This is a genomic window from Anaerobiospirillum sp. NML120449 (genome assembly GCF_023051105.1).
Taxonomy (GTDB): domain Bacteria; phylum Pseudomonadota; class Gammaproteobacteria; order Enterobacterales; family Succinivibrionaceae; genus Anaerobiospirillum.
Window position 1 is genome coordinate 94978 of sequence record NZ_JALKIL010000009.1, and the last position, 26961, is coordinate 121938.

The 26961-nt window shown below is 51.0% G+C and carries 15 protein-coding genes and 1 pseudogene; 6 read left to right on the forward strand and 10 right to left on the reverse strand.

Features of this window, described 5'->3' with window-relative positions; translation table 11 throughout:
* Positions 1-1018 precede the first annotated feature (1018 nt).
* Together MXE41_RS04310 and MXE41_RS04315 are read left to right on the forward strand one after the other, a co-directional pair.
* Positions 1019-2821 carry a hypothetical protein gene (locus MXE41_RS04310; RefSeq protein WP_247099496.1) on the forward strand — a complete coding sequence of 601 codons (1803 nt, stop codon included), beginning with the start codon at positions 1019-1021 and terminating at the stop codon, positions 2819-2821.
* Between the two features lie 2709 nt (positions 2822-5530).
* Positions 5531-7108 carry a PAS domain-containing methyl-accepting chemotaxis protein gene (locus MXE41_RS04315; RefSeq protein WP_247099497.1) on the forward strand — a complete coding sequence of 526 codons (1578 nt, stop codon included), beginning with the start codon at positions 5531-5533 and terminating at the stop codon, positions 7106-7108.
* 340 nt (positions 7109-7448) lie between these two features.
* On the opposite strand, the pseudogene hisI reads toward MXE41_RS04315, so the two are convergent.
* The 10 genes and pseudogenes from hisI to MXE41_RS04365 form a co-directional block, all read right to left on the reverse strand.
* Positions 7449-7790, reverse strand: a pseudogene (hisI, locus tag MXE41_RS04320) (phosphoribosyl-AMP cyclohydrolase); the annotation flags it as partial.
* Positions 7783-8556: an imidazole glycerol phosphate synthase subunit HisF gene (gene hisF / locus MXE41_RS04325; protein WP_246977800.1), complete on the reverse strand. Its 774-nt coding sequence runs from the start codon at positions 8554-8556 to the stop codon at positions 7783-7785. The pseudogene hisI and the gene hisF, both read right to left, overlap by 8 nt.
* Positions 8557-8726: 170 nt before the next feature.
* Positions 8727-9461 carry a 1-(5-phosphoribosyl)-5-[(5-phosphoribosylamino)methylideneamino]imidazole-4-carboxamide isomerase gene (gene hisA / locus MXE41_RS04330; protein WP_246977801.1) on the reverse strand — a complete coding sequence of 245 codons (735 nt, stop codon included), beginning with the start codon at positions 9459-9461 and terminating at the stop codon, positions 8727-8729.
* A gap of 378 nt (positions 9462-9839) precedes the next feature.
* On the reverse strand, positions 9840-10502 hold the full coding sequence (hisH, locus tag MXE41_RS04335; RefSeq protein WP_247099498.1) for an imidazole glycerol phosphate synthase subunit HisH: 663 nt from the start codon (positions 10500-10502) through the stop codon (positions 9840-9842).
* 419 nt (positions 10503-10921) lie between these two features.
* The gene (gene hisB, locus MXE41_RS04340) at positions 10922-12373 is read right to left on the reverse strand and encodes a histidinol-phosphatase (RefSeq protein ID WP_247099499.1); all 1452 of its coding nucleotides are present in this window, start codon (positions 12371-12373) and stop codon (positions 10922-10924) included.
* A gap of 310 nt (positions 12374-12683) precedes the next feature.
* The gene (hisC, locus tag MXE41_RS04345) at positions 12684-13748 is read right to left on the reverse strand and encodes a histidinol-phosphate transaminase (RefSeq protein ID WP_247099500.1); all 1065 of its coding nucleotides are present in this window, start codon (positions 13746-13748) and stop codon (positions 12684-12686) included.
* A 13-nt stretch (positions 13749-13761) separates the two neighbouring features.
* On the reverse strand, positions 13762-15153 hold the full coding sequence (gene hisD, locus MXE41_RS04350; RefSeq protein WP_247099501.1) for a histidinol dehydrogenase: 1392 nt from the start codon (positions 15151-15153) through the stop codon (positions 13762-13764).
* A gap of 409 nt (positions 15154-15562) precedes the next feature.
* Entirely contained in the window at positions 15563-16477 is a 915-nt protein-coding gene (gene hisG, locus MXE41_RS04355; RefSeq protein ID WP_246977806.1) for an ATP phosphoribosyltransferase, read from the reverse strand.
* A 1347-nt stretch (positions 16478-17824) separates the two neighbouring features.
* Positions 17825-18934 carry a PfkB family carbohydrate kinase gene (locus MXE41_RS04360; RefSeq protein WP_247099502.1) on the reverse strand — a complete coding sequence of 370 codons (1110 nt, stop codon included), beginning with the start codon at positions 18932-18934 and terminating at the stop codon, positions 17825-17827.
* 689 nt (positions 18935-19623) lie between these two features.
* Positions 19624-19776, reverse strand: coding sequence for a hypothetical protein (locus MXE41_RS04365; protein WP_247099503.1), 153 nt, complete (start codon positions 19774-19776; stop codon positions 19624-19626).
* 60 nt (positions 19777-19836) lie between these two features.
* Between MXE41_RS04365 and MXE41_RS04370 the strand changes: the two genes are divergently transcribed.
* From MXE41_RS04370 to MXE41_RS04385, 4 genes are all read left to right on the forward strand, one after another.
* Positions 19837-20730, forward strand: coding sequence for a LicD family protein (locus MXE41_RS04370; RefSeq protein ID WP_246977809.1), 894 nt, complete (start codon positions 19837-19839; stop codon positions 20728-20730).
* 1111 nt (positions 20731-21841) lie between these two features.
* Positions 21842-23002 carry an ADP-forming succinate--CoA ligase subunit beta gene (gene sucC / locus MXE41_RS04375; protein WP_246977810.1) on the forward strand — a complete coding sequence of 387 codons (1161 nt, stop codon included), beginning with the start codon at positions 21842-21844 and terminating at the stop codon, positions 23000-23002.
* 31 nt (positions 23003-23033) lie between these two features.
* Positions 23034-23912 carry a succinate--CoA ligase subunit alpha gene (gene sucD, locus MXE41_RS04380; RefSeq protein WP_246977811.1) on the forward strand — a complete coding sequence of 293 codons (879 nt, stop codon included), beginning with the start codon at positions 23034-23036 and terminating at the stop codon, positions 23910-23912.
* 1255 nt (positions 23913-25167) lie between these two features.
* Complete coding sequence (locus MXE41_RS04385) at positions 25168-25452, forward strand: hypothetical protein (protein WP_247099504.1); 285 nt, start codon at positions 25168-25170, stop codon at positions 25450-25452.
* Positions 25453-26961: the final 1509 nt, after the last annotated feature.

Here is a 26961-nt window from a genome sequence, read left to right on the forward strand (position 1 = left end):
TGTCAGCCACGGCAGTGATCCTTATGCAATGAGGTGCTGTCACACTTTTGTACGGGCTTTTGACGTACTGAATCTGCACAAACGGCAAGAGCGGCAACTTCTGTCATCAGTTCGACACTTAGGCCTCTTATCGCAATTGGATAAGAAAATGCGGTAAATTCGGGATCTCTGTTGATATTTAGCATCATGGTGTCAGAAATGGCGATGTGTTATTTGTCCTTTTGAGTGCTGCAAACGCCCATGGTACAGGGCCAGACGGCAAGTGGCTGCCAAAATACAGGCATATTGAGGTTAAATATAATGGACAGTCTGTCGTTAACCTGAATGTAAACAGGAATAGACCTCATATAAACAGCATGTAAACAGGCTTTTTCGAGGTGGTTAGCAAGGTTGGCACAGGGCTTGCTCTTAGATATAGCGTCAAGGACAGCAAGCTTGCTGGTCCGTACAGAATTCCTTTAGTGGCTTAAGATTCTCTCCAGCCACGCATCAGACCTCACTGCAATGCAGTCTGGCTGAAGGTTCAGATTTGACTTCAGTGCTCTTCCCGGTGAAGAGAGCTGACAAAGAATTGAAATAAGAGAGAGAAATTATTCCAAAAGGCTCAGTCTCGCGACTGGGCCTTTTTATTTGTGCAAAGCAAATCCGTCACAGGCATGAGCCGCCTGCTGTCAAAGCCCTGTTCCGAGACAAGGATTCTTTATGGCGGTTAGCTGGTCTACGCCCATGCTGCAGCTTAGTGATGCCCATGGCGGTACGGCGGTCATGATGGCGCTGCAGGAAGAACAGCCAGGGCGGCCATGATGGCCCTGCAGGAAGAACAGCCAGGTCGGCCATGATGGCCATACATGCAGGAGCTTAAGCTCATAACTGGCTTACCTTAGTGAGATATTTATTGCGCAGCATCACACTTGACCAAAAATGTGATGCTGAAGCGAAAACTCTTTATTTGCCATTATGAAATGTACTATTCTGACGCTTTACGCTTGTTACTACACTGAGTTTTCAGGGAGGCAAAATGATTATTCCTAATATGGTAGTACCAGTACCTGATATTCCGGGCAAGCTTGTATTTAAACGCGAGAAAGACAACACCTATGTCCTTCTTCTGGTAGGACTCGAGCGCTGCAATACTGATAAGAAAACCCCTAAGCCTGTAAGAAAGTCTATCGGACGTCTGGTTGATAACAATGATCGCACTCGCATGAATCCCAGTGACTACTATGCAGAGCATTTTGGCCTTGAAGAAGCGGCTTCTGATTCAGGGCTTTCCTCCAGCATAAAAGTTGGAGCTCATGTGGTCATGAAACATGTTGCTGGCCGCGAAGGTATCATCAATATTCTTAATAAAATCTTTGGAGAGCAGAAAGCCTGCAGAATACTTGATGCAGCATCTTTCTGCATCATCAAAGATAACAGCTCCATCAGTCAATTCGACGAATACTCACGAGAGTTTCCTCTTTTCGGTCCTGCTCAAATGCCATACCGCAGTGACCTTATTTCCAATATGTATGACGAGATCGAGCGCTGTCAGGTTGATGAGTTTGTGAGATTGTGGAATGAGACACATGTTGCTGATGCTGATTGTGAGGTCGTAATTTCATCTTATCTTTCAAATAAGGATTTACAGCCTGGCGATCTTGATATTCAGGAGTCTGTAGATGCCAGTAATGACACGGGGGCACCCGTTGCTGGCATTGCTCTGGCTATGGACAGCAAGAATAAGGTCCCTGTCGACTTTATGCTGTATCAGAGTTCCATGCCTGATGTCATTGAGATCAAGGACCTCATGACCAGACTGCGCTCTTACGGATACAGTAAGATTACTGTAGTTATGGACAGGGGTGTATGCTCTGAGAGCAGCATTGTTGAGCTTGATGAGGCAGGTTTTGATTTTGTTCTCATGGCAAAGGGCTGCAAGCGCTTCGTCAGGGACATTGTCATTAACAGCTCTGAGGTCAAGTATCATCCAGCTTACAGAGTCAAAAGTTCTGACTCTCCGCTATATGGAGCAACATTCAAGCACGAGCTTTTTGGCAGGGAAAGGTATGTTCATGTGTTCAAAAGTCCTGTCAGAGCTGACAGTGAGATTTGCGCTGTTGAGGAGCTGATTAAGAGCCAGAAACAGGCATTTGATAAGGCTCTTAACACTGTCATTGAGTTCCCTGAAGAGTATCAGGAGTATTTTGATCTTGACTACTCCAGCAAAGGAGTTTTCCTTGGAGCAAAAGAGAAAGCTGATATTACTGCAGAGAGCTTTTTACTTGCCGGATGCTTCTGCCTGATAACCTCCAAAAAAATGACCGCTGATCAGGCTTATGCCTTCTACAAGGGTTGTGACAGCAATGATCAGGTTTTCAACTCCAGTAACAGCCTGACTGAGGATAGGCAGGTTAGCGCACACGTCGATAAGAGCCTGACTGGCAAAGGTTTTGTCATGTTTATAGCACTTATCATCGCATGTGCTGTCTACCGTGGGCTTGGCAAAACAAGGCTCAGCACCTCACGCGGAAATATGCCTGTTTGTGTGTCTGAAGCCATATCGCTGCTTAACATGATTACTGTTGACTGCATTGTGCAAAAGGGCCGTTATACATGCCTGCGCAAGCTGTCTAAATCACAGGGGTTGATACTTTCCTGCTTTGGTATTAACGAGGAAGTTATGCAGGAGGAGTGCAGGTTGATTGGTGATAAGTATCTTATCGCTCAGCAGAATGAGGAAAGCAGTCTGGATCGTATTATCAAAAACGAGCCCCAGCTTCCGCCTCTGCATGATATTGATGAGCTGTCTGGCGTTACTGGTCTTGAGGTAGTTGAGTAGTACGGGGATTTATGAACGCCTGGACCTGGCAGTATCCCGGTACTGGACAGTAATATTGATTGAACAAATGCCCGGTCGACTTGCCTGATACAGGGCGACGCATGTCGACCTACGCGTGTCAACGATATTTAGTAAGAGTTCTGGCCGTGTTTCCAGCAGTAAAATGACCAGCCTTAAATCTGACAGAACAACTGGAAAAAATGCTCCTACTGGCTGTTCTGACTGTTGAAGTCGGTTAACTAAAAGAGAATGGAGAGCATCCTGGTGTTTTCGTGCAGGTAGCGCTGGCACATTAAACTATGATATTAATTTAGTAATCAATGAGGCAGCCTTCTGGCTGCCTCATGTTTTTCAGCACGGTCGTACAGGCTGTCTGGCAGTACTGGATACTCAAACTGCCTAAGCCAATGAGGCTGTGCTTTTAGCTGCACTTTTACCAGTGGCAGTATGATAAAGGTGGCATTTACACCTGGCATGGGCAGTTTTTCAAAACTTTTGTAGAGAAATATCAGACGTGCAGGAGTGGCGCTGGATTTTTTATCTAAGGAGCAGGTGGGTAGCAATGAGTTATGTGAAGCATGTGCATGACCGCAGACATGGGCATGCGCAAGGGAAGAGTCCGGTGTAATAAGTGGCGCTCAGCAATAGAGCGTCTAATCGCAGCAAGGGTGAAGCTGCACGCAGCAAGTTGAGGGTGACGTGAAGCCGGGAGCTGCTGCATGCAGCAAGTGGAGGGTGATGTGAAGCCTGGAGTGGCTGCACATAGCAAGTTGAGGGTGATGTTAAGCCGGGAGCTGCTGCACGCAGCAAGTGGAGGGTGATGTGAAGCCGGAAGTGGCTGCACGTAGCAAGTGGAGGGTGACGTGAGTCTGGGAGCGGCTGCGCGTGGCAAGTGAGGGTGATGTGAAGCCGTGAGTGGCTGCGCGAGGCAAGGGGATGATGGCGTACGGCTGGATTGAAAGTGAAAAAAAGTTTTATGTTGGGAAAGGCTGAAATGGTCTCATTCTGTTGAGAGCGGGAGGCTGTTTATTGATGAGCTTTGGCCTGTGTATGCGGCTGAGCTAAGGGCATATCCTGAAAATGCGAAAATTGGTGAGAGGTTGGTCACAAATTTATTATATCAATAAAGCATGATAGTGAGAAAAGTGCGTCAATTTCGGTCGAATATAGGTTATTATGAACGCAATGGTTTGCGTATGTGTCTGTATCCATGATTGCCCTGTAAGGCCGTGGTTATGCGCTCTGCAGAAGCATTGCTCTGTTTTTGACCGCCTGATAACTGTTCGTTTTATCTGCATTTGTAGATTTATGAATATTTACTCATGTGTCAGGGCACAAGATCTGCAGTTCACAGACCGCAATAATCATTGATTATGCTGAAAACAGCCATACTTGTTTACAAGTATTCTGGCTGTTATTTATCTCCAGTGCTGTTTGAATCATACAGAAATACCGGCCGCGTAAGCTGTATGACCAATTTACAGAGTTACAACATACGTCACTGAAAATTGTTTGTATCAGTGGTAATTTGGAACAAATTAATCTGTGCCTTAACCAATGATACATCGATAAAGATTGACAGTAACTGTCATTCACTACGTACAGCACATAATGTTATCCACGCTTTAATGCTGTGTTTTTCTCTTATTTCGCAGCCAGATTAACAGCAACAGTGATGCACAGACCGGCAGGTCATGTTTAATGGCACCGGGAATCCGGAGTTTTACCTCAGTCCATGGGGCTGGGGCCAAGGTACGGGGCAGATGTGCACACTCAATGCATATTGATTAATTATTATTTCCTCTGAGATCAACGATCAGCTGACAGCTCCAGTCTCTGGATTCCTGCAGCATGCCGGGTGGAACCGGCATTGAGGGATGTCAGTGACAGTTTCTTTGGCGAGACCTGTCACGACATCTGACTGAACCCTTATAACAGCAGCCAGCAGGCACTTTGATGCCGAAGGCTCTGTATCCTGAAATGTGAATCCCAGTCAGATGTCCTTCCCGGCCCGCGCTCTCCAATGAAGTTCAACAGTTACTGTATTTGTCAGTACTGTCTTCATGTAAGGTGAAAAGAGTCCGGGCAGTTGATAACAGCCTGTCAGCAACCTGATGCTGCCAGACTGCTCTGTCTAATCAGTACGGACAGAGGCTCAATTCCTCAGTGAAAGATCCATGGCCCTGTCAGGCCATGGTGGTCACAGCTGGCCCCTTGCAGCTGATGCACAGGCTGTTACCTGCCAGGGCAGGTGTTCAGACTGTCTCCATGCGCGACAGTGGGCGTCTGACTTTTGCAATGCAGAAGCTCTTACTGACTCCTGCCTTGCAGGATGGCAGTTAACAGGTGATCCGGGATTTGGGTAAATAGTACAGTTTCAGAATGTGATTCCGGAGACTTGCCGGGCACCTCAGGAAGCAGCAGAGCACGGCCATGCGTGTTGTGATGCAAGGTGCTGACGGGCATGCCCCAGATCCTGGGCACTGCAGGGTGCTCTCAGTGGGGCTCAGGCGCGTGCCAAAAGACTTTGGACAGTACGGTGCAGGCTCTGCAACATTCTGAAAGAACAGGGGAATTAAGCCGGCAAATGCTTCTAATGGAGCAGCCTTTAGCACAGGACGGTCAGCCACACAGGTGGCGGCGGCGTTCTGAGGTCTGACGGAGACGGCTGTTTTTTAGTACTGGCTCTTTTTCGTGTCGAGGACGGCGATGAAAATAAATCTTCCTGTTACGAACAAAAGAATTAATTTTGGCAAAGACGTCAAAATTATTTCCTTCACCGATTTAAAGGGCATTATCACCAAGGTCAATAAGGCCTTTACTGATATTTCCGGTTATTCTGAGGAAGAACTGATGGGGCAGCCGCACAATATCGTGCGCCACCCTGATATGCCACCTGCAGCTTTTGCTCTGATGTGGGCAACCATCAAGCAGGGCAAGCCTTTCATGGCCGTTGTAAAGAACCGTGCCAAGACCGGTGATTACTACTGGGTCAATGCCTTTATTTCCCCTGTATTTGAAAACGGAGAAATCATTGGTTATGAGTCAGTCCGTTATCCACCTGATCAGCGTGATGTAGTGCGCTCTGAGATTATCTACAAGAAGCTGATGAAAGGTGAGCGTCTTACCCCAAGAATTCCTTATCCTCCAAAGTCCTATCAGTTTGCCTTTGGCGGAGCTGTCGTGGCTCTGGGCCTGTTTTTCCTGCATCCTGTAGCAGGCTTTGGTGCAGCTCTGCTGTTGCCATTTTTAAGCGTAGCCCATCAGCGTTACATTATGCAGCGCAAGATCCACAATATGATCAAGCTGCTGCCATCAGTGTACGACCACCCGGTAAGTCGTCTGTGCTACTCCCATGACCGCGAAGATGAGGTCATGTCAGGTCTGCGTCTTGCCATTCTGACCAACAATGCCAACATGATGTCCATGATTAATCGCGTTGAAGACGCCATCGACATTATTGTTGACAAGGCAAATGCCAGTGCCGATCTCTCTCATCAGAGTGCCGGTGACATTACCCGTCAGAGCGACATGGTGCAGAGCATCATGGAAGCTATTTCCACTATGAACTCCATGCTCGAGGAGCTGAGCAACTCTGTTAACTCAACTGACAAGTTTGCCTATGAGACCCAGGAGCAGGTAGAGGATACTTTCCAGGCTACCCAGAATAACAAGCAGGCTCTGAGTGATATCTCTGATGGTGCCAATAATCTGGTGGATGTAGTTCAGCAGCTGGCAAGCAGTGCTGACAAGATTTCCGAGCTGTTACGTACTATTGTTGACATTTCCGATCACACCAATCTGCTTGCCCTTAACGCCTCCATTGAGGCTGCCCGTGCCGGTGAGCTGGGCCGAGGCTTTGCTGTGGTGGCTGATGAAGTACGTGCTCTGGCTATCAAGTCCAAGTCATGCACAGCTGAGATTAACATCTGCGTTACCGATCTCATCAAGAACAGCCAGAAGGCTGTTTCAGCCTCACAGGACTCTCTGTCACTTTCTGATGCCGGTCATGAGGCCATTGTTGACTCAGCACGCAAGTTTGATGAAATCAAGAGCCATATCAGCCGCATTACCGAGATGACTCATACCATGAATACTACTATTGCCACCCAGGCATCGGTAGCTTCCCAGATCGAAAGCGACGCCTCTCACGTCAACGATCTGGCTCAGGAATGCAGTTCTATTGCCCAGGAATCTGACAAGTCCCTGATGGCTGCCAGAAAGACCCTGCAAAATCTTGATGATATGGTTCACCGATTCGAGACCGAATATCAGCGCACCCTCTAACAATTTCCATTTCAGGTGTTGCCGCCCTCTGACCGTCCAATTTGAGGGCTACGGGCTTCGGCCCGGGCAACTCACACTAGTCTAAAATCCTGCCCTGCTTTGCATGGCGGGATTTTTTTGCGCCTGTGACCTGTGCCACCGGATCTGATATGCGCTCATCTGACTGCTTCAAATGCCGTCTGCAGATACGACAGCGCCGCTCCCGAGGAAAACAGGAGCGGCGCTGGGCTGTATGAGCTTCACAGGGCAAAGGCATCAGTGACTGCCCGGTGACAGCAGGAAGTATCTTTGCTTAGAGCAGGCCGCGCTGGGCAGCAAGATACTTTACAGAAGCGTCAGCCATAGGGCTGGAATCAAAGCAGCTTACTGTGCCCTTGTGGCAGGTAGGACCTTCAGGACGGGCCATGATGAGCAGGGCGTCTTTGTCGCAGTCAACGGTAATGGAGCGCAGGTGCAGATAGTTTTTGCTCTCCTCGCCCTTGGTCCACAGCTTCTGGCGATCGCGTGACCAGAAGGTAACAAGTCGGGTATCCAGAGTCTTTTGCAGAGCTTCCTGATTCATGTAGCCAAGCATTAAAACCTGGCCGTTCTGGGCATTCTGCACAATGGCAGGAATGAGGCCATCACCCTTGGCAAAATCAAGCTCTTCGAGCTTTTCAAAACCATGGCAAAACTCACGCACGGGTTACTACTCCTTTGGATTTGAGGTAAGCCTTAAGCTCACCGATGTTAATAATCTGCCTGTGGAAAACGGATGCAGCCAGTGCGCCTGAAACATCAGCCTGTTCAAAAGCATCAAGGAAGTGCTCCATGGCACCTGCACCGCCTGAGGCAATCAGAGGCACATTGCATATTTCCTGTACGGCCTTGAGCTGTCTGATGTCATAGCCGTTTTTCATGCCGTCCTGATTCATCATGTTGAGCACGATTTCACCGGCACCGCGCTTTTGTACTTCAGCTACCCAGTCAAGGGTCTTCCATGCAGTAGTGGTGATGGTCTTTTCATCGCCGGTAAACTGCTTGACCAGATACTGATCGCTGTCGGCATCGTAGTAGCTGTCAATGCCCACCACTACACACTGAACGCCAAAGCGGTCAGCAAGACGAGTGATGAGTTCAGGGTCTGACAGAGCCGGGGAGTTGATGGAAATCTTGTCGGCACCATACTCAAGAATGGTACGGGCATCTTCAATGGTTCTGATGCCGCCGGCTACTGCAAAAGGAATATTGATGACCTCAGCAATACGGGCCACCCATGACTTGTCTACTTTATTACCATGGGCTGAGGCAGTGATGTCATAAAAGACCAGCTCATCAGCGCCTTCTTCGGCATAACGTCGGGCCAGATCGACAATAGATCCTACCACTTCATGGTTCTTAAACTGAACTCCCTTGACGACCACGCCATCGCGCACGTCAAGGCAGGGGATAATTCTTTTAGCCAGCATCTGGTAAATCTCATGATTGTTTGGCCACATGAGGGCATGATGCAGTCAGGCACGGCTGCGTCATGCCCGGCATCTGCTGTTCAGCATGGCAAAGCGCTGCGGCAGCCATGCTGCAGGCCAGGGGCAAGGCAGCGCAGCTGCAGGCAGCAGCTGTGCAGCCGGGCTGCAGGTCAGTCCTCAGGCCACAGGGCCAGGGCCTCAGGCAGGGTAAAGGCGCCGCTAAGCAGGGAGCGGCCCAGAACGGCTGAGCGGGCACCCAGTGCGCGCAGAGCTTTGATGTCATCAAGGGAGGAGATTCCGCCTGAGGCAATTACATCAAGATCAGGGAAGCGAACAGCCAGCTGTTCATAAAGGCTGTTATTGGCTCCCTGCATCATGCCGTCGCGGGAAATGTCAGTGACCAGAACATGACGCAGCCCTGAACGTGAGAAATCTTCAAGCAGCTCGTACAGACCGTGCTCTGAATTCTCAAGCCAGCCGTGAATGGCGACCTCTGGTCGGCCGTCGATAATGCGCACATCAAGTGCAAGGCAGATAGCCTCAGGACCAAAGTCTCTCAGCAGTCTGTGACCAAACTCAGGGTCTTTGACTGCAGCTGAACCGACAACCACACGCTTTACGCCGGCATTGAGCAGGCTGCTGACATCCTCATAAGTACGGATGCCACCGCCTGTCTGTATAGGGCATTCAGTGGCTTTGACCATGCGACTTATCAGCTCGAGCTGACGACAGGCCGGGTCTCTGGCTCCGTCCAGATCCACAATATGGATAAGAGCAGCGCCCTGAGATGCGTATTCAGTTACACGGGCTACCGGGTCAAGATCAAAAACGGTCTTTTCATTAAAGTCGCCCTGCTTCAGGCGCACAATCTGGCCATCAATCAGGTCTAAAGCGGGAATAAGCATAAACTGGTTCCAGGGGTAATCATAGCTGCGCTGCTGTCACAGTCCACAGGTCAGCGTCGAACGGGGGCTTTAACTGTCCGGCAGAGCTGCGCAAACGATGGCATCTCACAGGACTTTCGGACAACGCGACGTGCGATGCTGTCGCACTCCAGCAGGTGCGCAAGGTGCGCTCATGCTGCGGGCAGGCGTACTCTTGCCACAGGCGGGCCGGGCAGCTCATGCTGCGGGCAGGCGTACTCTTGCCTCAGCCGGGCCGGGCAGCTCATGCTGCGGGCAGGCGTACTCTTGCCACAGGCCGGCCGGGCTGCCCATGATTTTCCTGCCGCAGGCAGGCTGTCTGCAGGGACGTGAACCATGCCTCAGAGGCTGCAGGCGTGATTAGAGTTCAAGAAAATTCTGGAGCAGGCGGGCACCATTGGCGCCGGACTTTTCAGGGTGGAACTGAACACCCATGAAATTGTCGCGGCAGATGGCGGCTGAAAACTCCTGACCATACTCGGATCGGGCAATAGTGCAGTCACTTACACCAAGGCAGAATGAGTGCACAAAATAGAAAGAGCTTTCCTGCTCAATGCCTTTAAACAGAGGATGATCGTTGTGCACGACAGTGTTCCATCCCATGTGAGGCAGCGGAAGCTTTTCAGCGCTGACATCAATCAGGCGTACCACGCCAGGTACTATGCCCAGGGTATTAATGCATTTGACTGGTTCATTGAGCGGAACCTCGGCTGAGGCTGCAGCCTGAACCTGCATTCCAAGACAGATGCCCAGCAGAGGGCGCTCATAATGGACAATAAAGTCCGTAAGCTCGGAACGTGCTTCACGATCATCGCCACACAGTGCCGGTATCTGATCGGATGTGGTGCCCAGCAGGCCGGCCATAACAGCCGAGGCTGTGCCTACACCAGGCATGATAAGACGGTCAGCTTCACGCAGCACTTTGACATCAGAGGTGATGGTGGCATCTACCCCCAGTCGTCTGAGGGCCTGAACCACGGAGTTGAAATTGGCCGCTTTGGTATCGACTATACAGACTTTCATACAAATCTGACGCCTCATGCCATCTGACTCATGTAAGCTTATGGCTGGAGACGCCCTCCATTTCTGTTTTTAATCGGACTCCAGCCTCAGGGCCGGAGTGAGCATGACAGTAAGACCATGTCAGTAAGCTGCATGACTGTCGCTGCCTGCTGCCTGACTGTCGCATGCATGCTGCCTGCAGGCATACATGGGTCATGCCTGCGCCTGCAGACACGCATTGGGCATGCATACATGCCGGCTGCTGGCGTTCATACTTGTGCCATGCCTGTGGCCCCACATGCTGATTTAGAGACAGGCTGCGCAGTCTGCTGAGCAGACTGCTGTGCAAAGTGCGGCGCAGATTGCCTGAGCAGACTACGGCGCAAAATGCTTTGCAAACTGCGGCGCAGACTGTGGGGTGTAATGGTCTACTTTGTGCTTTAGAGAGTGCCTTTTGAGGATGGCAGCTCGGATGAGACCACGCGAATGGCCGGACGCAGAGCGCGGCCAAAGGCTTTGAACAGGGCCTCTACCTGGTGATGAGCATTGCCCGGAGTTACCTTCATGTGCAGGGTAAGACCCATGGCAACAGCAAGCGACTCAAAGAAGTGGGAGACCATCTGAGTCTCAAAGCCATTGATCTGCTCGCGGGTAAATTCGGCATCACAGGAGAACTCAATGTGAGGACGGCCTGAGATATCAAGAGCCACACTTACTTCACGGTCAGTCTGACATTCGGCGGCAGCCTCAGCCATCTGGCAGCTGCAGCCCAGAGTGCGCAGACTGCGATCATCAGGGCCTGGACTGGTACGTGGATGACGGTTGCCTGAAGCGGCCGGACACTGTGATGAGCAGGTGTCGCAGTCCTGAAAACCGCATACAGTTGCAGTAAGCTCATCCATTGGAACAATAAAGCCAAAACGGCCAATGCCGCGCTTGTCACCAAGGGCCTGTCTTAAGGCTGTGCCCAGAGTGATGGCTGTATCTTCAATGGTGTGGTGGCTGTCGATATGCAGATCGCCTTTTGCAGTCAGCTTGAGATTGAAACCTGCATGGGTGGCAATCTGATCGAGCATGTGGTCAAAAAAGCCAATACCGGTATCAATAGAGGTCTCACCGCAGTGGTCAAGATCAAGCTCAACGAGGATCTGAGTTTCACGGGTATTGCGCTCAATACGGGCGGTACGGGCCGGACGGTCATCATGAGAACAGCTGTGGTGTGAGCTCTTTTCAGTGGCCTCCTGGGCTGCATGGGCTGCAGCTGCAGAGGCACAGGCGCAGCAGGCTGTCGGAGCGCCACAGCATGCGGTGGCACCGCGTGCAGCAACCTCTTTCTCGCGGGCAGCGATGAATGCAACAATTTCGTCCCAGCTCATGGCCTTTACCTGAGCAAAAGGACTGTCGGCTGAAGAAATCTCACTGTCCTGAGCAGCATCGCCAAGGCCCACACGAATACCGACAATGCCCATGTTCTTTGCCATGGCAAGGTCAGTGTCGCGATCGCCAATGAAGTAGGAATTATTGCGGTCCCACTCATCTGAGCTCATATATGACTGTACCAGTCCCAGAGCAGGTTTACGGCACTGGCAGTTGTCCTCAGGCATGTGCGGGCAGATAAGAATCTGCTCAAAGCTAATGCCCTGAGATTCCAGAGTATTGACTATATGCTCGTGGGCTGGAGTAAAGGTATTGAGAGGAAATGCATCAGTGCCCAGACCATTCTGATTGGAAACCATGACCATGGTATAGCCCATATCAGCAAGTTTGAGCAGAGCAGGAATCACACGGGGAAAGAAGACCACCTTGTCAAGAGCATCGACCTGATAGTCATGAGGCTCACAGACTATGGTGCCATCCCGGTCAATAAACAGATACTTTTTCAAAACAGACAATCTCTAACGTGTTCCGGGCTCCGGACAATTCTGACGGCCAGTCCGCCGACTGCCGGGCTTGCCGGCCTGACAGTTTAGCCGGGGATGCCGGCCGTGCAGCTTAGCCGGGCTTGGCATCCGGGTTTTCAGGCCGGGCAGTTGTGCCGGGCTGTCAGGCTGCGCTGGGGCAGCTGCTGCAGCCAGGGCTGCAGCTATTGTACGGAGCATAGTGTATTCATCTGACACAGCCGCTGCTGCTGGCAGTCTGGCCTGTGTATAGTGTGAAGGCGGCTGCCAGGAGATCGGCATTGGGACTGTGTCAGGGCCGGACTTACATGGAGGTCAGAACGCGCATGACCTCATCGAGCTCTTCTGGAGTGCCCACAGTAATACGGATATGATTTTCAAGGCCTGGCTTGCTCTCAAAAGAGCGCAGGATAATGCCTTTCTTGAGCATGCTCTCAAAGACAGCAGGGCCGTTTTCAAACTCTACGAGCAGGAAGTTGGCCTCACTTGGATGCACGCGCTTTACAGATGGCAGGGCCTGCAGATTCTCACGCAGCTTTTCGCGCAGCTCCAGAGTCTTTACTACTCTTTGCTTCATGAGGTCTACGCCGCCATGAGCAAGAGCCTGACGGGCAATCTGAGCAACAGGATCAGGTACAGGGTATGGATCAATAACCTTGGTCATCAGGGCAATGATGTCCTTGTGAGCAAGGGTAAAGCCGCAGCGTATGCCGGCAAGGGCAAAAGCCTTGGACAGGGTGCGGGTGATAACCAGGTTGTCATACTGGCCAAGCAGAGGCACACAGGTAGCTTCCGGGCAGTACTCAATGTAGGCCTCATCCATGACAAAAAGCACCTCAGGGAACTGACCCATAAGCTTTGTCAGCTCATCACGGTCAAAGAGAATGCCCAGAGGGTTGGCAGGGCTGTCGATAAAGACCAGCTTGACTTTAAATGGAGCTTCATTGATGGCAGCAGCAATGGCATCGGCGCTTAAAGTGAAATCGTCATTACGACGGGCGCGGTGCACCAGAGCGTTGTTGGTGTTAGCTGCAATTTCGTACATGCCATAGGTAGGAGGAGCAATTACAACGCCCTCGCCTGCCTCGCAGAAGGTGCGGATTAACAGGCCAATAGCTTCATCAGAACCACGGGAGACCAGAACCTGATCACGGGTCAGGCCAGTATAATCGGCCATGCCCTGAGTAACCTCGAAAGGCTGGCAGTCAGGATAGCGGTTTAAAGTGGTGGAGTTGAAAATGTAGAATTCGGACTTTGGTGACTCATTGGCATTGAGAAAAGTGTGGCCGTGACCGCCGATACGGCGGGCTGACATATAAGGCACCAGATCCTGGACATGCTTGCAGGCAAGCTTGTTTAAATCAGTCATTTGCTCTCCTTGTTTATTGTGCACAGCCGCAGCATCTGGAGCTTACGGAAGCACTGCTGTCTGATTTTTCTGATGAAGAGGCTGCGCTGCAGCAGGCCGGAGCAACTTCGCCCTCATTACGGCCAATTCTGTTCAGGCGCAGGGTCACGGCATTGCGGTGGGCATCAAGTCCCTCGGCATTGGCCAGAATCTCTACAGTACGGCCGATATTGCGCAGTCCCTGCTCAGTGGCGCAGGAAATGGTATAGCGGCGGCGGAAATCATCGGTACCAAGGGCAGACGCGGTTCTGGCGTAGCCATAGGTAGGAAGGGTGTGATTGGTGCCAGAGGCATAATCACCCATGGACTCGCAGGTCCATGCACCAAGGAAGATGGATCCGGCATTGCGCAGTCTGCCCACCAGAGCGTGAGGATCAGCGGTCTGAACAATCAGATGCTCAGGGGCGTAGGTGTTGGAAATGGCAATACACTCGTCGATGCTGCTGGTGAGAATCATGCGGCTCTTTGACAGAGCAACAGCAGTAATTTCGCGGCGTGGCAGTGCAGCCAGCTGCTCATCAATGGCCTTGCTGGTACGCTCAAGCAGCTCACGGCTGTCTGATACCACTACTACCTGGCTGTCAGGGCCATGCTCAGCCTGAGAGAGCAGATCGGAAGCCACAAAGTCAGCATTGGCTGTCTGGTCAGCAATTACCAGTACTTCAGAAGGACCGGCCGGCATATCAATGGCTGCACCCTCAGCATCTTCGCTGACCAGACGCTTGGCCATGGTCACAAACTGATTGCCCGGGCCAAAGATCTTGTGCACCTTGGGAACGCTCTGGGTGCCATAGGCAAGAGCAGCAACAGCATGGGCGCCGCCCATCTTGAAAATTTGGGTAATACCGCATTTGACAGCAGCGTAAATAATGCCCTCAGACAGCGGATATGGAGAGGTCAGTACCACTTCTTCACAGCCGGCAATCTGAGCAGGTACGCCCAGCATCAGGGCTGTGGAAACCAGAGGAGCTGAGCCGCCAGGCACGTACAGACCGACCTTTTCAACAGGGTGAGTGGCAGTCTGGCACACTACACCAGGTACAGTCTCAACAGTAACATGATTTGGCTTCTGGGCACTGTGGAAAAGAGTGATGTTTTCCCAGGCATCATCAATGGCCTGTTTAAGCTCAGGATCAATGCGCTCGCAGGCCAGGGCAATTTCCTCTTCGGTAAGCTGCAGCTGTCCATCAGGACACTTGTCCAGAGTGCGTGAATACTCAAGCAGAGCCTCATCACCACGGGCTCTGATATTGCTGATAATGTCTTTGACAATGGAGTGAACAGATCCCTCGCTCTCTTGAGCCGGGCGCTTAAGGCAGGCCTTTCGGGCAGCCTCATCAAGGCTGCTCCACTCAATAATATCCATAATTCTCACCATAAGATAAACCACATGCGTCCTCAGACCGTGCCCATGGGCACAGCCCATGACAAGGCAACAGGCGCAGCCTCGGCTGCAATCTCGCTACGCCTAAAGGCGCAGGCCCGGTCACGGCTACAGACACGCTACGGCGAAAGTCGCAGGCGCGGCCTCGGCTGCAATCACGCTACGGCGAAAGACGCAGGCGCGGCCACGGTCTTGGTTGTGGCTATAGCCACTGCCATGGGCCTTGCCATGGCCCCTGACTGTTACACTGGTTCAGGTCAGGGCATTTAACACATGCGGCTGAAAATTCTTATTTTGCAGCTGCACAGGTCCCGTGCCATCAGGGCTTAAAGGGGCCTGTGCATGGATGGCCGACAGCGGCCTACGGCCGGTTGGCCATGGATGCCGTCTGCTAGTCGAGCATCTTCTCGATTGGTACTACCAGAATGGAGGTGGCACCGAGCTCCTTGAGGCTTTCCATGGTCTCCCAGAAGACCTTTTCACGGGAGACTACGTGCATGGCTACGCGCTCAGAATCGCCCTCAAGCTCAATAATGGATGGATTCTCTGCACCTGGCAGCAGGGCAGTAATCTCCTTGAGACGGGAACGAGGGGCGTTCATCATGATGTACTTGGAGTCACGGGCAGTGAGCACACCATTTAAACGGGTGAGAATTTTGTCAGCCAGGGCCTTCTTTTCAGGGAAGAGTTCCTGGTCACGACCGATGATAACGGCCTGGGATTCGTAAATGGTCTCTACCTCACGCAGACCATTGGCCTGAAGAGTAGCGCCTGTAACTACCAGATCGCAGATAGCGTCGGCAAGACCGGCTCGTGGAGCAACCTCAACAGATCCGGTAAGCAGCACACTCTTGAAGTTAACGCCCTGGGCGGACAGTGCACGGCGCAGCAGGTGAGGATAGGAGGTGGCGATCTTCTTGCCTTCGAGATCCTTAAGAGAGTTCCAATCCTGCTCGGCAGGTATGGCCAGAGCCAGACGGCAGTCGCCAAAACGCAGCTTGCAGACCTCACTGTAGCCTGTTGGCAGGCCGTCAATCTTGCGCTGCATGGCAGTCTCTTCAAGAACGTTCTGACCGACAATACCCCAGTCAACTACATGATCCATAACCAGACCAGGGATATCATCATCGCGGACACGCAGGATATCAATCGGCATGTTCTCAGCATGAGCGAGGAGATGATCACGGTTCTCGTTGATTTTGATACCGCAGCTTTTGAATAAGCGCTCAGTCATATCGGTCAGGCGACCGGACTTCTGCATGGCGATTCTAAGTCGCTTTTTGCTTTGATCATTTACAGTGCTCATGAATTACATCTCCACAGACAGGCTGAGCCAAGGCCGATATGAGCCCTTATCTGTAAGTGACCAACCCTGTATCTCCGGAAATCGCCAGAGGGCTGACAGGATGGGCCCGTTACAGACAGACATGCTCTTCTTTGAAACAGCTCTGTACAGGCTGGTTAATTAGTTTGGTATGACCTGCATATTGCCTGCAGCATTGCTGCACGGCCAAAGGACCCTGCAGGCTCAATGCACAGGACAGCAGCTTGAGGTAAGGTTAACTTCACCGCCGAAACACAGACCCGGGGCGCCACAGTCACAAAGACATGGGCCGGATTACAGGCACGAGACCTGGTAAACGGGCCAGGTGACCTGTTTAGTGCTCATGCACATGTCTGAGTAAACACAGGCACGCAAAGGCAGCAGTAAAGCAATAAAGGTCGGCAGGACAGGTACGGACAATTTATGTCCGGAAGTCAGAAGCGGACCGCAGTGACAGACAGGCAGGCATCATCAATATGGCAGCCCTGCCTGCGCTCAGGCCGTCAGGCGTCTGCCTGGCGACCAGTAAATCAGCATCCATCGACCCGACCGGGCCTGCTCCACAGGGGAAAAACAAAAGTTTTCAGTGGCGGCCGCAGGTACATGTCTCAGGTAAACAGTGTCTTTGATAATCTGCTTAAACAGCCTCAAAACCGTAAAAACAGCCCGGGCCAAAAACGCAGATATAGACGCACCATTATAGAACCAAATTGGGTACCTATAGCAGTATCTGCACCAAAAGCATACCGCGTTTAGGGGAAAACGCCCTATTATGCACCAGTATTATTCAGTTTTGTCGACCTTATCACAATAGATGAGCATCTCTGCAGTATCAATTACAGCTAATAAGTCGCATTAATCAGCCAGATTTTCCGGTATGTGCATGATTGTGTGCATACTCAGTACACGATCTGAGCACGAGGCCAGCCACACCCTGTGAGCAATCTATGTCCTGCAGGCAGCATATGGCACGCAGCGCTGGCAGGCAGCAGCTGGCCGCATCTGGCACGCAGTCGCCGGCAGGCAGCCAGCAAGGCTGGTTCCGTCACCCGGTGAGTGCATACCTGGCTGGATGCATGGAGTTTATGCGCTGGGGCTGGGCTCTGATCGGGCCTGAATACGTATGCCTGACAATGTCAAAGGGCCATGCTTTAAGGCATGGCCCTTTGGGGTCTGGTGACAGGGGATGCGTTATGTTTTGAATGCTTCATTCTGGCTCTGGCTCACCTGAGTCCTGCGCAGCCCTGGTATTTGTTCATGCTCATGGGCTTGAGAACGCTGGCGCAGCGGAGACTGGGGCTGAATCCCCTGGGCAGCCGGGTGCGGCTTTTACATGCCGAAATGATCTGGCAGGTGGAGTCGGGCACCGTACTGACCTATGCTCAGGCCGCCCAGCTGATTGCCAAAGACAATGGCGCTGGCCAGATTCTCTCCGTGCATGAGTCGGGAGATAATGCCGGCACTGTGGCAGTCTCCGGCTCCGGTTGCATCAACCACAGGGGCCGGGGTAACAGGGAAGTAGTAGAACTTGCCTTTCCATGAGGCCATGGCGCCATAGCGGTCCAGAGTCAGAACTACAGGGCGCGAGGTCAGGCTTTCCAGGTAATCAAGGCCGGCGGCTATGTCTTTGGTTCCGCTCATCATCTCAAGTTCCATGAGATTCAGGTGCAGCATTGGCTTTAAGGACATAAGCAGATCAAAGCCTTCTTTGCCTATATGATTGACGCGGGCTCCGGCATCGATAAAGAGCAGGGCATCCATGTCCATGCGATTTGCCAGCTCCTGAGCGTAGACCATGGCATTGTCGCCACACAGATCAAAACCGCACAGGTAGATAACCTTGTGTCCGGTAAAGTCGATGCGCTGCAGCCAGGAGCTCTTCATATGATTTTCAATGCCTGGTACGGCAATGAAAGTACGCTCGCCTTCCCTGTCTACAAAGCACATGCACTGAGCACAGTCGTAGGTGCTGTCGCGCACAATTACCATGGAGCTTTCGTCATAGCCGTCCTTGCGGACACGTGCTGACACCAGTTCCGAGTTTGGACCGTCACCAACAGGTATAAGCACCCCTGGACGTTGACCGAGTATACGCAGCACATGGGCTACATTCCAGGCACATCCCCCTACTCTGATTTTCTCTACCCGAGCATAAGAATCGCCGCCTCTGACAGGCATCTCATCAAGGATGAAAGTAGTATCGACAAAAGCTCCTCCCATAATCAGAGCCTGGTTCTTTGATGGCAGACAACGCCTGCCACTGGAGCCGGAACCGGCGCCACAATCGTTTGATGACGCGGATGCAGACTGTTCACCCTTGCTGGCAAAAGCTCCTTTGACCGCTTCGGCATTAACTGTCTGCAGTGAAAAGGTGAGCTCATTGCACGGATTCAGGCGGCCCTCAAATGGCTTTAATAAATCAGGTAAATCTTTTCCCATCTTTTCAATCTCCAACAGTTCATTGCCGCAGACAGCACAGAGCATCATTTGCTTAAGCACCGCAGCGCCAACTAAAAAACATCACTTTGCAGCAGCTGTAACTGTCACAAACAGGCCGACCAGTGATGCCTTACTCCCTCTCGACCAGTATTGCCATACCGCACAGGCCCGGTACAGCATATGGCAGCCCTCAGTTGCCAGTTACCTTGCCTCCACGGCAGGCCTGCCTGGCCAGGTCCTGTATCTAACCTGAATGTTCAGTATCAGATTGCTGATGCATTGATGTAAGTCCGAACTGGTTTCTGTAGGCACAGACACATAAAAGTCCGCATCAGTGCGTGCTGGCGGGAGGTTTATAAGAGTATGGATATATTGTAGACAAGGCATACGACAAATCAAATCGCGCAGATACAGGAATGCCATACAGTGCACAAATGCACACTGTTTTAGTCCTCAAAATGTAAAGCGGATCACCACTTGAGCATGTAAACTGCGCTATGCCAGTCGTAAATATTGATTCTGCGCGATTGATTTTTGGCTTGCAGCGCGAATTAATCTATAATCCATTGACCTGTCATGCAGCACGAGGCAAAGATAGAGAGAGCTGATTTTTTGCTGTATGATTCATAATTTGTTTTAGAAAGTAAACTGACAAAGTAAAACACCACTGCAGTTCTGCGCTGTCAGCTTTAAGGCCCGGCGGGCCTTGTACTTCGGGCGCTGCCATTGACCTCGACCTTATCAATGTTGTTTGCAATGGTGCTGGCAATGATGCAGGCAATGCCCCTGGCAATGGCGCTGGCATCGACCCTGGCGATTGGGTTTTCAATGGGGCTGACCATGGCAAGGGTCTGGATGTCAGGTGTTTTGCGCTGTAACGTGATTTTTGATGCAGGTTTGCGATGGAAGACATTATCAAAGTAAGAGATGTGATTACTCCGGTTAACAACTACCTGAGATCTCACGATGCTGTCAGTGTTCAGGCAACTGGCTACTTACGCTATATCCAGCTGGGCTCCCTTAAGATTATGGAGGAGGTAGACCGCGTCTGTGCTCTTGCCGGTCTTGAGTACTTTCTCTGTGGCGGAGCTCTCATAGGAGCTGCCCGTAATGGCCTTTTTGTCCCATGGGATGATGATATAGATATCTTCCTTGCCCGCGCTGATTATGAGCGTTTCATTGCTGTATTCAATGAGCGCTGTGCTCTTGATGGCATCAGCGCAGCCCTGTACTCATCAGACAATGGCGTCTGGAACATGATCAAGGTCAGGCATAAGGACATACCTTATATCTGCGTTGATGTCTTCTGCTATGACATCATGTATCACCACCTCAACTTTTCTCAGCGAATGGCCTTTACTCGTCGTCTGCGTCATGTCACCAGTGAGCATGCCAATGGCAATAAGGAGCTCAGGGAAAAGGATATTGAAGCCTATCACAAGAGCTTCTGGGACCTTACCATCAAGAAGGTGCCTTACCTGCGCCCGGACTCTGCCTGTCGCAATCCTGTGCTCTTTTTCTCTCTGGGCTTCTGCCACAGCTCAGTTACCTGCAATGCCTTTGACATGAATGATGTGCTGCCAGTACGCAAGATTACCTTTGAAAACCGTCGTCTGAGCGCTCCAGCCAACAGCGATATCTTCCTTACCAGCTGTTATGGAGATTATCTGCGCCTGCCATCAGAGCCGGTACTTCATGTCAATCTTGACAATATCTCCATTGAGGAAGCACTCCGGCTCAAAAGCTTCATCAGCACCATGCCTGAATACCATGAGATGCATAAGAACATTCTCTAAGTAAACTGCACTTCACTTCAGCCCAATTTGAATCAATTCACAGGCACTAACCGGGGCTGACAGGCTCAGGCCCTCACGACGGGAACGCGATAAAGTCTCTGGCCTCATGCCGGGAGCGATAAAGCCTCTGGCCTCATGCCGGGAGCGATAAAGCCTCTGGCCTCATGCCGGGAACGATAATGCCTCTGGCACCTTAGCGTGACGGATAGTCTCTGGCCTCATACCAGGATTTATGAAGCCTCAGCAGCTCATATTGCCGGCTGAAAATGCGGCCGTTGTTTCCAGTTTTTGCTGGCAGCAACGGCCGCTTTTGTTTGCAGCTGCCGCCTGCTCTCCCTGTGATGTCCCTGGCAACAGCCAGCCAGGAAGTGGCTCCTGAGCAGCGGCAAGGCTCAGTGCAGCAGGAGCGGTGTCAGAACGCGGCCAGGTGTTGCTGGTAAGCAGTAGCGCTCAGACCTCTGTGTAAGGGGATTTGGGGGCTGGTGTGAGTGGAATAACTGCGTGGAGCTATCCTGGGTATTTACTGCATACTTTATGCGCAGTGTTGCACTATATCTGTGCTTGGATGGGATGGCAATGGATATCATGCATCAATACAGTGCATATTGCTCCAATAAGCATATTTTGACTTTATTGCTGACAGGACAAATCGGTGCGCGGAGCCATATGAGTAAATGGCTTGTATATCGGATTTAATTTGCGCCCCATGCATTTATACCAGGACTTTTGGGCGAAAATCGGGGATTTGTTGCCCTTATTTTTGTAAATTTCAGCCTCTATAATGGGGCCACAGCAAAGCCGCTCACACACAGACTATAGACTGTGGCTGAACAGAGCCTGACCTGAGGGCAGGCTGGCAGCACAATTACTGTTTTGAAGCTGGTTTTCGGTTTATTCAGACCATAAGGTCTGCAGTCACCTGCAGTTGTATCCCTGCAAACCATATATGGCATGACGCACTTGAAGCTGTGTTAATGCACCCTGTTAGGCCGTAGTAACAATATACGGCTGTGACTGCATCCCGCCGCTAATATTAATTCCAGTGCCCGGGCTCTTGCCTGAGCATCCAGTCAACGCAGTTTTTCTCTGCAAAACTGGGATAAGGTGTCATATGAACTTACACGAGTATCAATCAAAGGAGCTGTTACGCTCTTACGGACTGCCAATTGCTGATTTCCGTATCAGCACCAAAGCCCTTGGTATTGGCAAGTTTGCCTATGAACTGGCTCCGGGCCCATTTGTATGTAAATGTCAGGTCCATGCAGGTGCCCGTGGTAAAGCTGGCGGCGTTGCCGTTGTGAACACCCCGGCTGAAGCTGAGGCTTTTGCCGCCAAGTGGCTCGGTGCCCGACTGGTCACCAGCCAGACTGGTCCTGAGGGCAAGCTGGTTTCCCGTATTCTTATTGAGCGTGCCACTGAGTCAGTACGTGAGCTTTATGTAGGTGCCACCATTGACCGCACCAGCTCCAATCTGACCATTATGGCAGCTGAAGGCGGTGTCTCCATTGAGGAGATGGCTGCCAAGGATGCCACTCACATCCATCGTGTGAACATCGATCTGCTGATGGGCCCTCAGCCTTATCAGGGCCGTGCTCTTGCCTACAAGCTGGGCCTCAAGGGCAAGCAGGTCAACGAATTTGCCAAAATCTTCATGGGTATTGCCCGCGCATTCCTTGACAAGGATCTTTCCCTGGTCGAAATCAATCCGCTGGCTGTAACCACTGATGGTTCTCTGTTATGTCTGGATGCCAAGATAAATATTGACTCCTACTCACTGTACCGTCATCCGGAGTTTCTTGATCTTGATGATCCATCTCAGGAAGATCCGCGTATTGCACGTGCGGTAGCATCCAACTTCTCCTACGTGCCTCTCAATGGCTCCATCGGCTGTCTGGTTAACGGTGCCGGTCTTGCCATGGGTACCATGGACATCATCAAGGCCTGTGGCGGTGAACCAGCCAACTTCCTTGATGTAGGTGGTACCGCCACTAAAGAGCGAGTAATGGAAGCCTTCAAGATTATTCTTGAAGACAAGAATGTAAAGTGCATTCTGGTCAACATTTTCGGTGGTATTGTCCGCTGTGACCTGATTGCCGAAGGTATTCTCGGCGCCGTTCATGAGGTAGGAACTGATGTTCCTGTAGTGGTCCGTCTTGAGGGTAACCACGCTGAAGATGGTGCAACCATTCTTCAGGGCAGCGGCCTGAACATTACTTCAGTTCACGGATTACGTGAAGCCGCCCTTGCAGCAGTACAGAAGGCTGCATGCTGATCCATTGCCGTAGCTAAAAGAAGGTTTTGACATGAGTATTCTCATTAATAAAGATACCAAGATCATCTGTCAGGGTATTACCGGTTCTCAGGGTACAGTTCACTCTGAGCAGTGTCTGGCCTACTGCGGCACCAAGCTCGTAGGCGGCGTAACTCCTGGCCGTGGCGGCTCCAGCCATCTAGGTCTGCCAGTATTCAATACCGTACGTGAAGCCATGGACGTGACCCATGCCACCTGCTCCATGATTTTCGTGCCACCTCCATTTGCAGCTGACTCCATTTTTGAGGCCATTGATGCCGGTATGGAGATTATTATCTGTATTACCGAGGGTATTCCGGTAATCGACATGCTGCGTGTAAAGGCCCGTCTGCGTCAGTCCAACTCCCTGCTCATTGGCCCTAATTGCCCTGGTGTAGTAACTCCTGGTGAGTGCAAGGTAGGCATTATGCCTGGCTCCATTCACAGCAAGGGCAAGGTAGGTATCGTATCCCGCTCCGGTACTCTCACCTATGAGGCCGTAAAGCAGACTACTGATGCCGGTTTCGGCCAGTCTACCTGTGTAGGTATTGGCGGTGACCCTGTTCAGGGTTCCAACTTTGTCGACATGCTCAAGCTCTTTGAGGAGGACCCTCAGACTGAGGCTGTAGTGCTGGTCGGTGAAATCGGCGGTACTTCAGAGCAGGAAGCCGCTGCCTGGATCAAGGAAAACATGACCAAACCTGTGGTCTCCTACATTGCAGGTGCCTCTGCCCCTCCAGGCCAGCGCATGGGCCATGCCGGTGCCCTGATCTCAGGTGTTCAGGGAACTGCCATTGCCAAGCAGCAGGCTCTGCGTGATGCCGGCGTTACTGTGGTTCCTACTGCAGCTGACATTGCTGACGGTCTGCGTGAGGCCACTGGCTGGAATTAATCAAGGTCTCCATGGCATCATGGTGCCCGAAGAAGAGTCCATATCTGAGCATGGCTCAGATATCCTTGAGGAAGGTCTCTGTCCTGCGACAGAGACCTTCTGTCACATATGGGCACTGCAAAATAGCAATCGCCATGCATAAGCTCCTGAGCCATCTTGTCAGTTCCAGTACGGCCATGCCCCCGGCAGGCAAGGTTAGTCCCCGACATCGCGGTCAACCCGGAGCATGCCAGCTAAGTCCTGGACATCGCGGTCAACCCGGAGCATGCCAGCTAAGTCCTGGACATCGCGGTCAACCCGGAGCATGCCAGCTAAGTCCTGGACATCGCGGTCAACCCGGAGCATGCCTGCTTAGTCCCCCGACATCACGGTCAACCCGGAGCATGCCTGCTTAGTACCTGACATCACGGGCAAGCCGGAGCAGATAATGGCAATACACTGCAAGTTATAAAGTCCCTGCAGGTCATGGCATGCGTCTATAAATGGCAGAAAGGACCAGTTTATTGCGCATTTGAGCAGTGAATTGAGCCTGCCGTATCAGTCAGCTGAAATTAGTCTGGGGCGATATCTGCTCAGCAGTTTAGGAAATGACAACGTATGTATGAGATCGCACCAGTGCCTGAATAAATACCATCTTGTTTGTTTTATAAAGTGATTCAAAGGTATATTGTTTTAGTCAGTAAAAATTCATGACTGTAATAGCGTAGGTTTGTGCCGGGTGTTCAACTTAACAAGCATGAGTATTAACCGTTAGACAGATACAGATTGGCATAACTCATGACTGTGTCCGAGAATTGTCCAGTCAGAGTTTAATGACAGGGGGAGGGTAATGGTCATAAAATCATGCAGTGGTCGTTCATACAGGAATCACCGGTATGACAGTTCTTTTACGTTAAGTTTCATTACAAAATATTTTGTATCATTTGCAATTGCAGCACTGCTGGCTCTTACTGTTTCAGGATGCTCTGTAAGCGCAGGTGGAATGATTGTGTTTGGGGACGGAATTTATGTAGGAGCATCAGGCGGATCGTCATGATGGCATTTACCAGTTCAGGCGTCTCAAGCAGTCAGGGAGCGGATTGATCTTGCTGATGCTCCCTGGCGCTTATGGCATTGCATGGTGTTGCAGGAACTGCTGCGCTCCTGTCCTGAGCCTGTTCCAGGTTTAGTGCAATATACTGCTTAGTACATCATGCTTTGTGCCCGCTATGCTTCAGGGTTAGCAGTCTGTTCTCATGATGGTTTGGAGCTTTATATGAGTGAAAGGGGGCGTTATTCTGCCATGGACAGTACCTGTTCTTCAGGCAATAAGCTCAAGAAGCACCTTAAGGTTGTTTCAGCTGTGGCAGTAATCGCAGTTTCAGCTTTTGCATTCACCGGCTGCTCTATAAGTGCCGGAGCCGGTGTAAAAGTCAGTGGCCCTGATGTGCGTACAGGTGGGGGCGGTCCAGCTCATGTGTATGATAAGCATGGCAAGATTCCACCAGGTCACCTCAAAAAAGGCGGCCGTAAGCACTGCCCTCCTGGCCAGTGCCGCTGATGCGCATGGATGAGAGACTGCAGGTAACGCTATGAGTCTCCAGTTTAATGTGCATGTAAATGCTTTATAAAGTATTATGTTGTGTAGTAAGTCATTTTCTTACTCACTTTATAAGCAAAGGCAGCTTTAGAGCTGCCTTTGCTGTATTAGAGGACAGCATGTGGACATGTATCTGCGATTATCTGTCAGGTGAACTTTTGCAGTGACTGGGAGTATGTTTCCTTGTTCAGGGCGGCAGGGCTTGATGATGACATGGCCAGGAACAGGCTTGTGAATTACATTTCGAAGCTTAACCAGACGTCTGAAGAATCTTCAGATGATAACGGATCCATGTGGGAGCACTGAAGCGTCTGTATGAAATGGAGAACGCTTAATATTTCAACTTCGTATGCTTTATGAGTAGCCATGTCTTTGTGCAATATACTTTACAAAGTATTATGATGATGTATGCACTGTTATCTCAAGATGACGGCTGTGCATGGTAATTGTCTCTGTAGTGATACGAGGTCAAGAGGCTTGCTGGTATGTGCAGATGGGGCAGGGAAGCAATGGCATGGTTCGGTGTTGCAAAAGTCGTTTTTGGGGCCGATACCCAGGCTATATTGAGCTGTACTTAAGCTTCAGATCAGGGGCTGATGATTTGCATTTTGGACTGGACGCGCGGCGGGAGGCTGAAGCTTGTATGATCTCTTCAAAATTGTATGTTTTATGGTTCGTTGTTGGTCGATGTATGGAGCAGAATCCCGCATGAGATTACGTTTACATACATGTTGTCTGTTATTAAATTGTCAGAACGTGATGCAGATATACTTTTAGTATATTGATCATGCTGATGCATCTTTTTATCATTTGTTTGTGGGGCGCAACTGCGATAATCGCAATATTGATTTGTTTCTGAGTTTTGACCATCCGCCCGGCCTGCAAACTGTTGTAACTTGCAAGTCACCAAATATGCTCATTGGGGGCTGAAAACAGCTTTAATATGGTGCATATATCTACTGCAAAAGCGATTTTTGGGGGCTTAAGGCGATTAGTTGCAGATAATCACCGGGGTTTAGTTTGCGTCGAACATGGGTACATATAAACTGACAGTCGACAGCTGAGTTCGTGTGAGCTTTGTCATACGACCTTAACTGTCTGAGCGTCGACTGAATCACTCCGTACCATCAAGGTTCAGTACACATAAAGCTTCTGCCAGTATTCTGGCAGAGCGGAAATTGGGTAAATGATGCTGCCTTGAGGCAGCCTCAATACAGGGCAGAATCTGCTGTGGTCTATGCTGATCTGATGCAGATACCTGCCTGGGACGGAACCTGGACATGACTTAAGTCAGGTAACGTACCTGACAGCAATCATAAGGACACAGTCTGAGGAGTTTTCTTCGGGTTTTCTCCTGCCCTGTGTCAGTTCCGATCTTTTGCTTTAGGAATTTGTTCCCTGCTTAAGGACAGCTGCTCCTGCACCATTATTCAGACAGGCAGTTCAGGTCCTTAAATCTTTCCTTTCGTC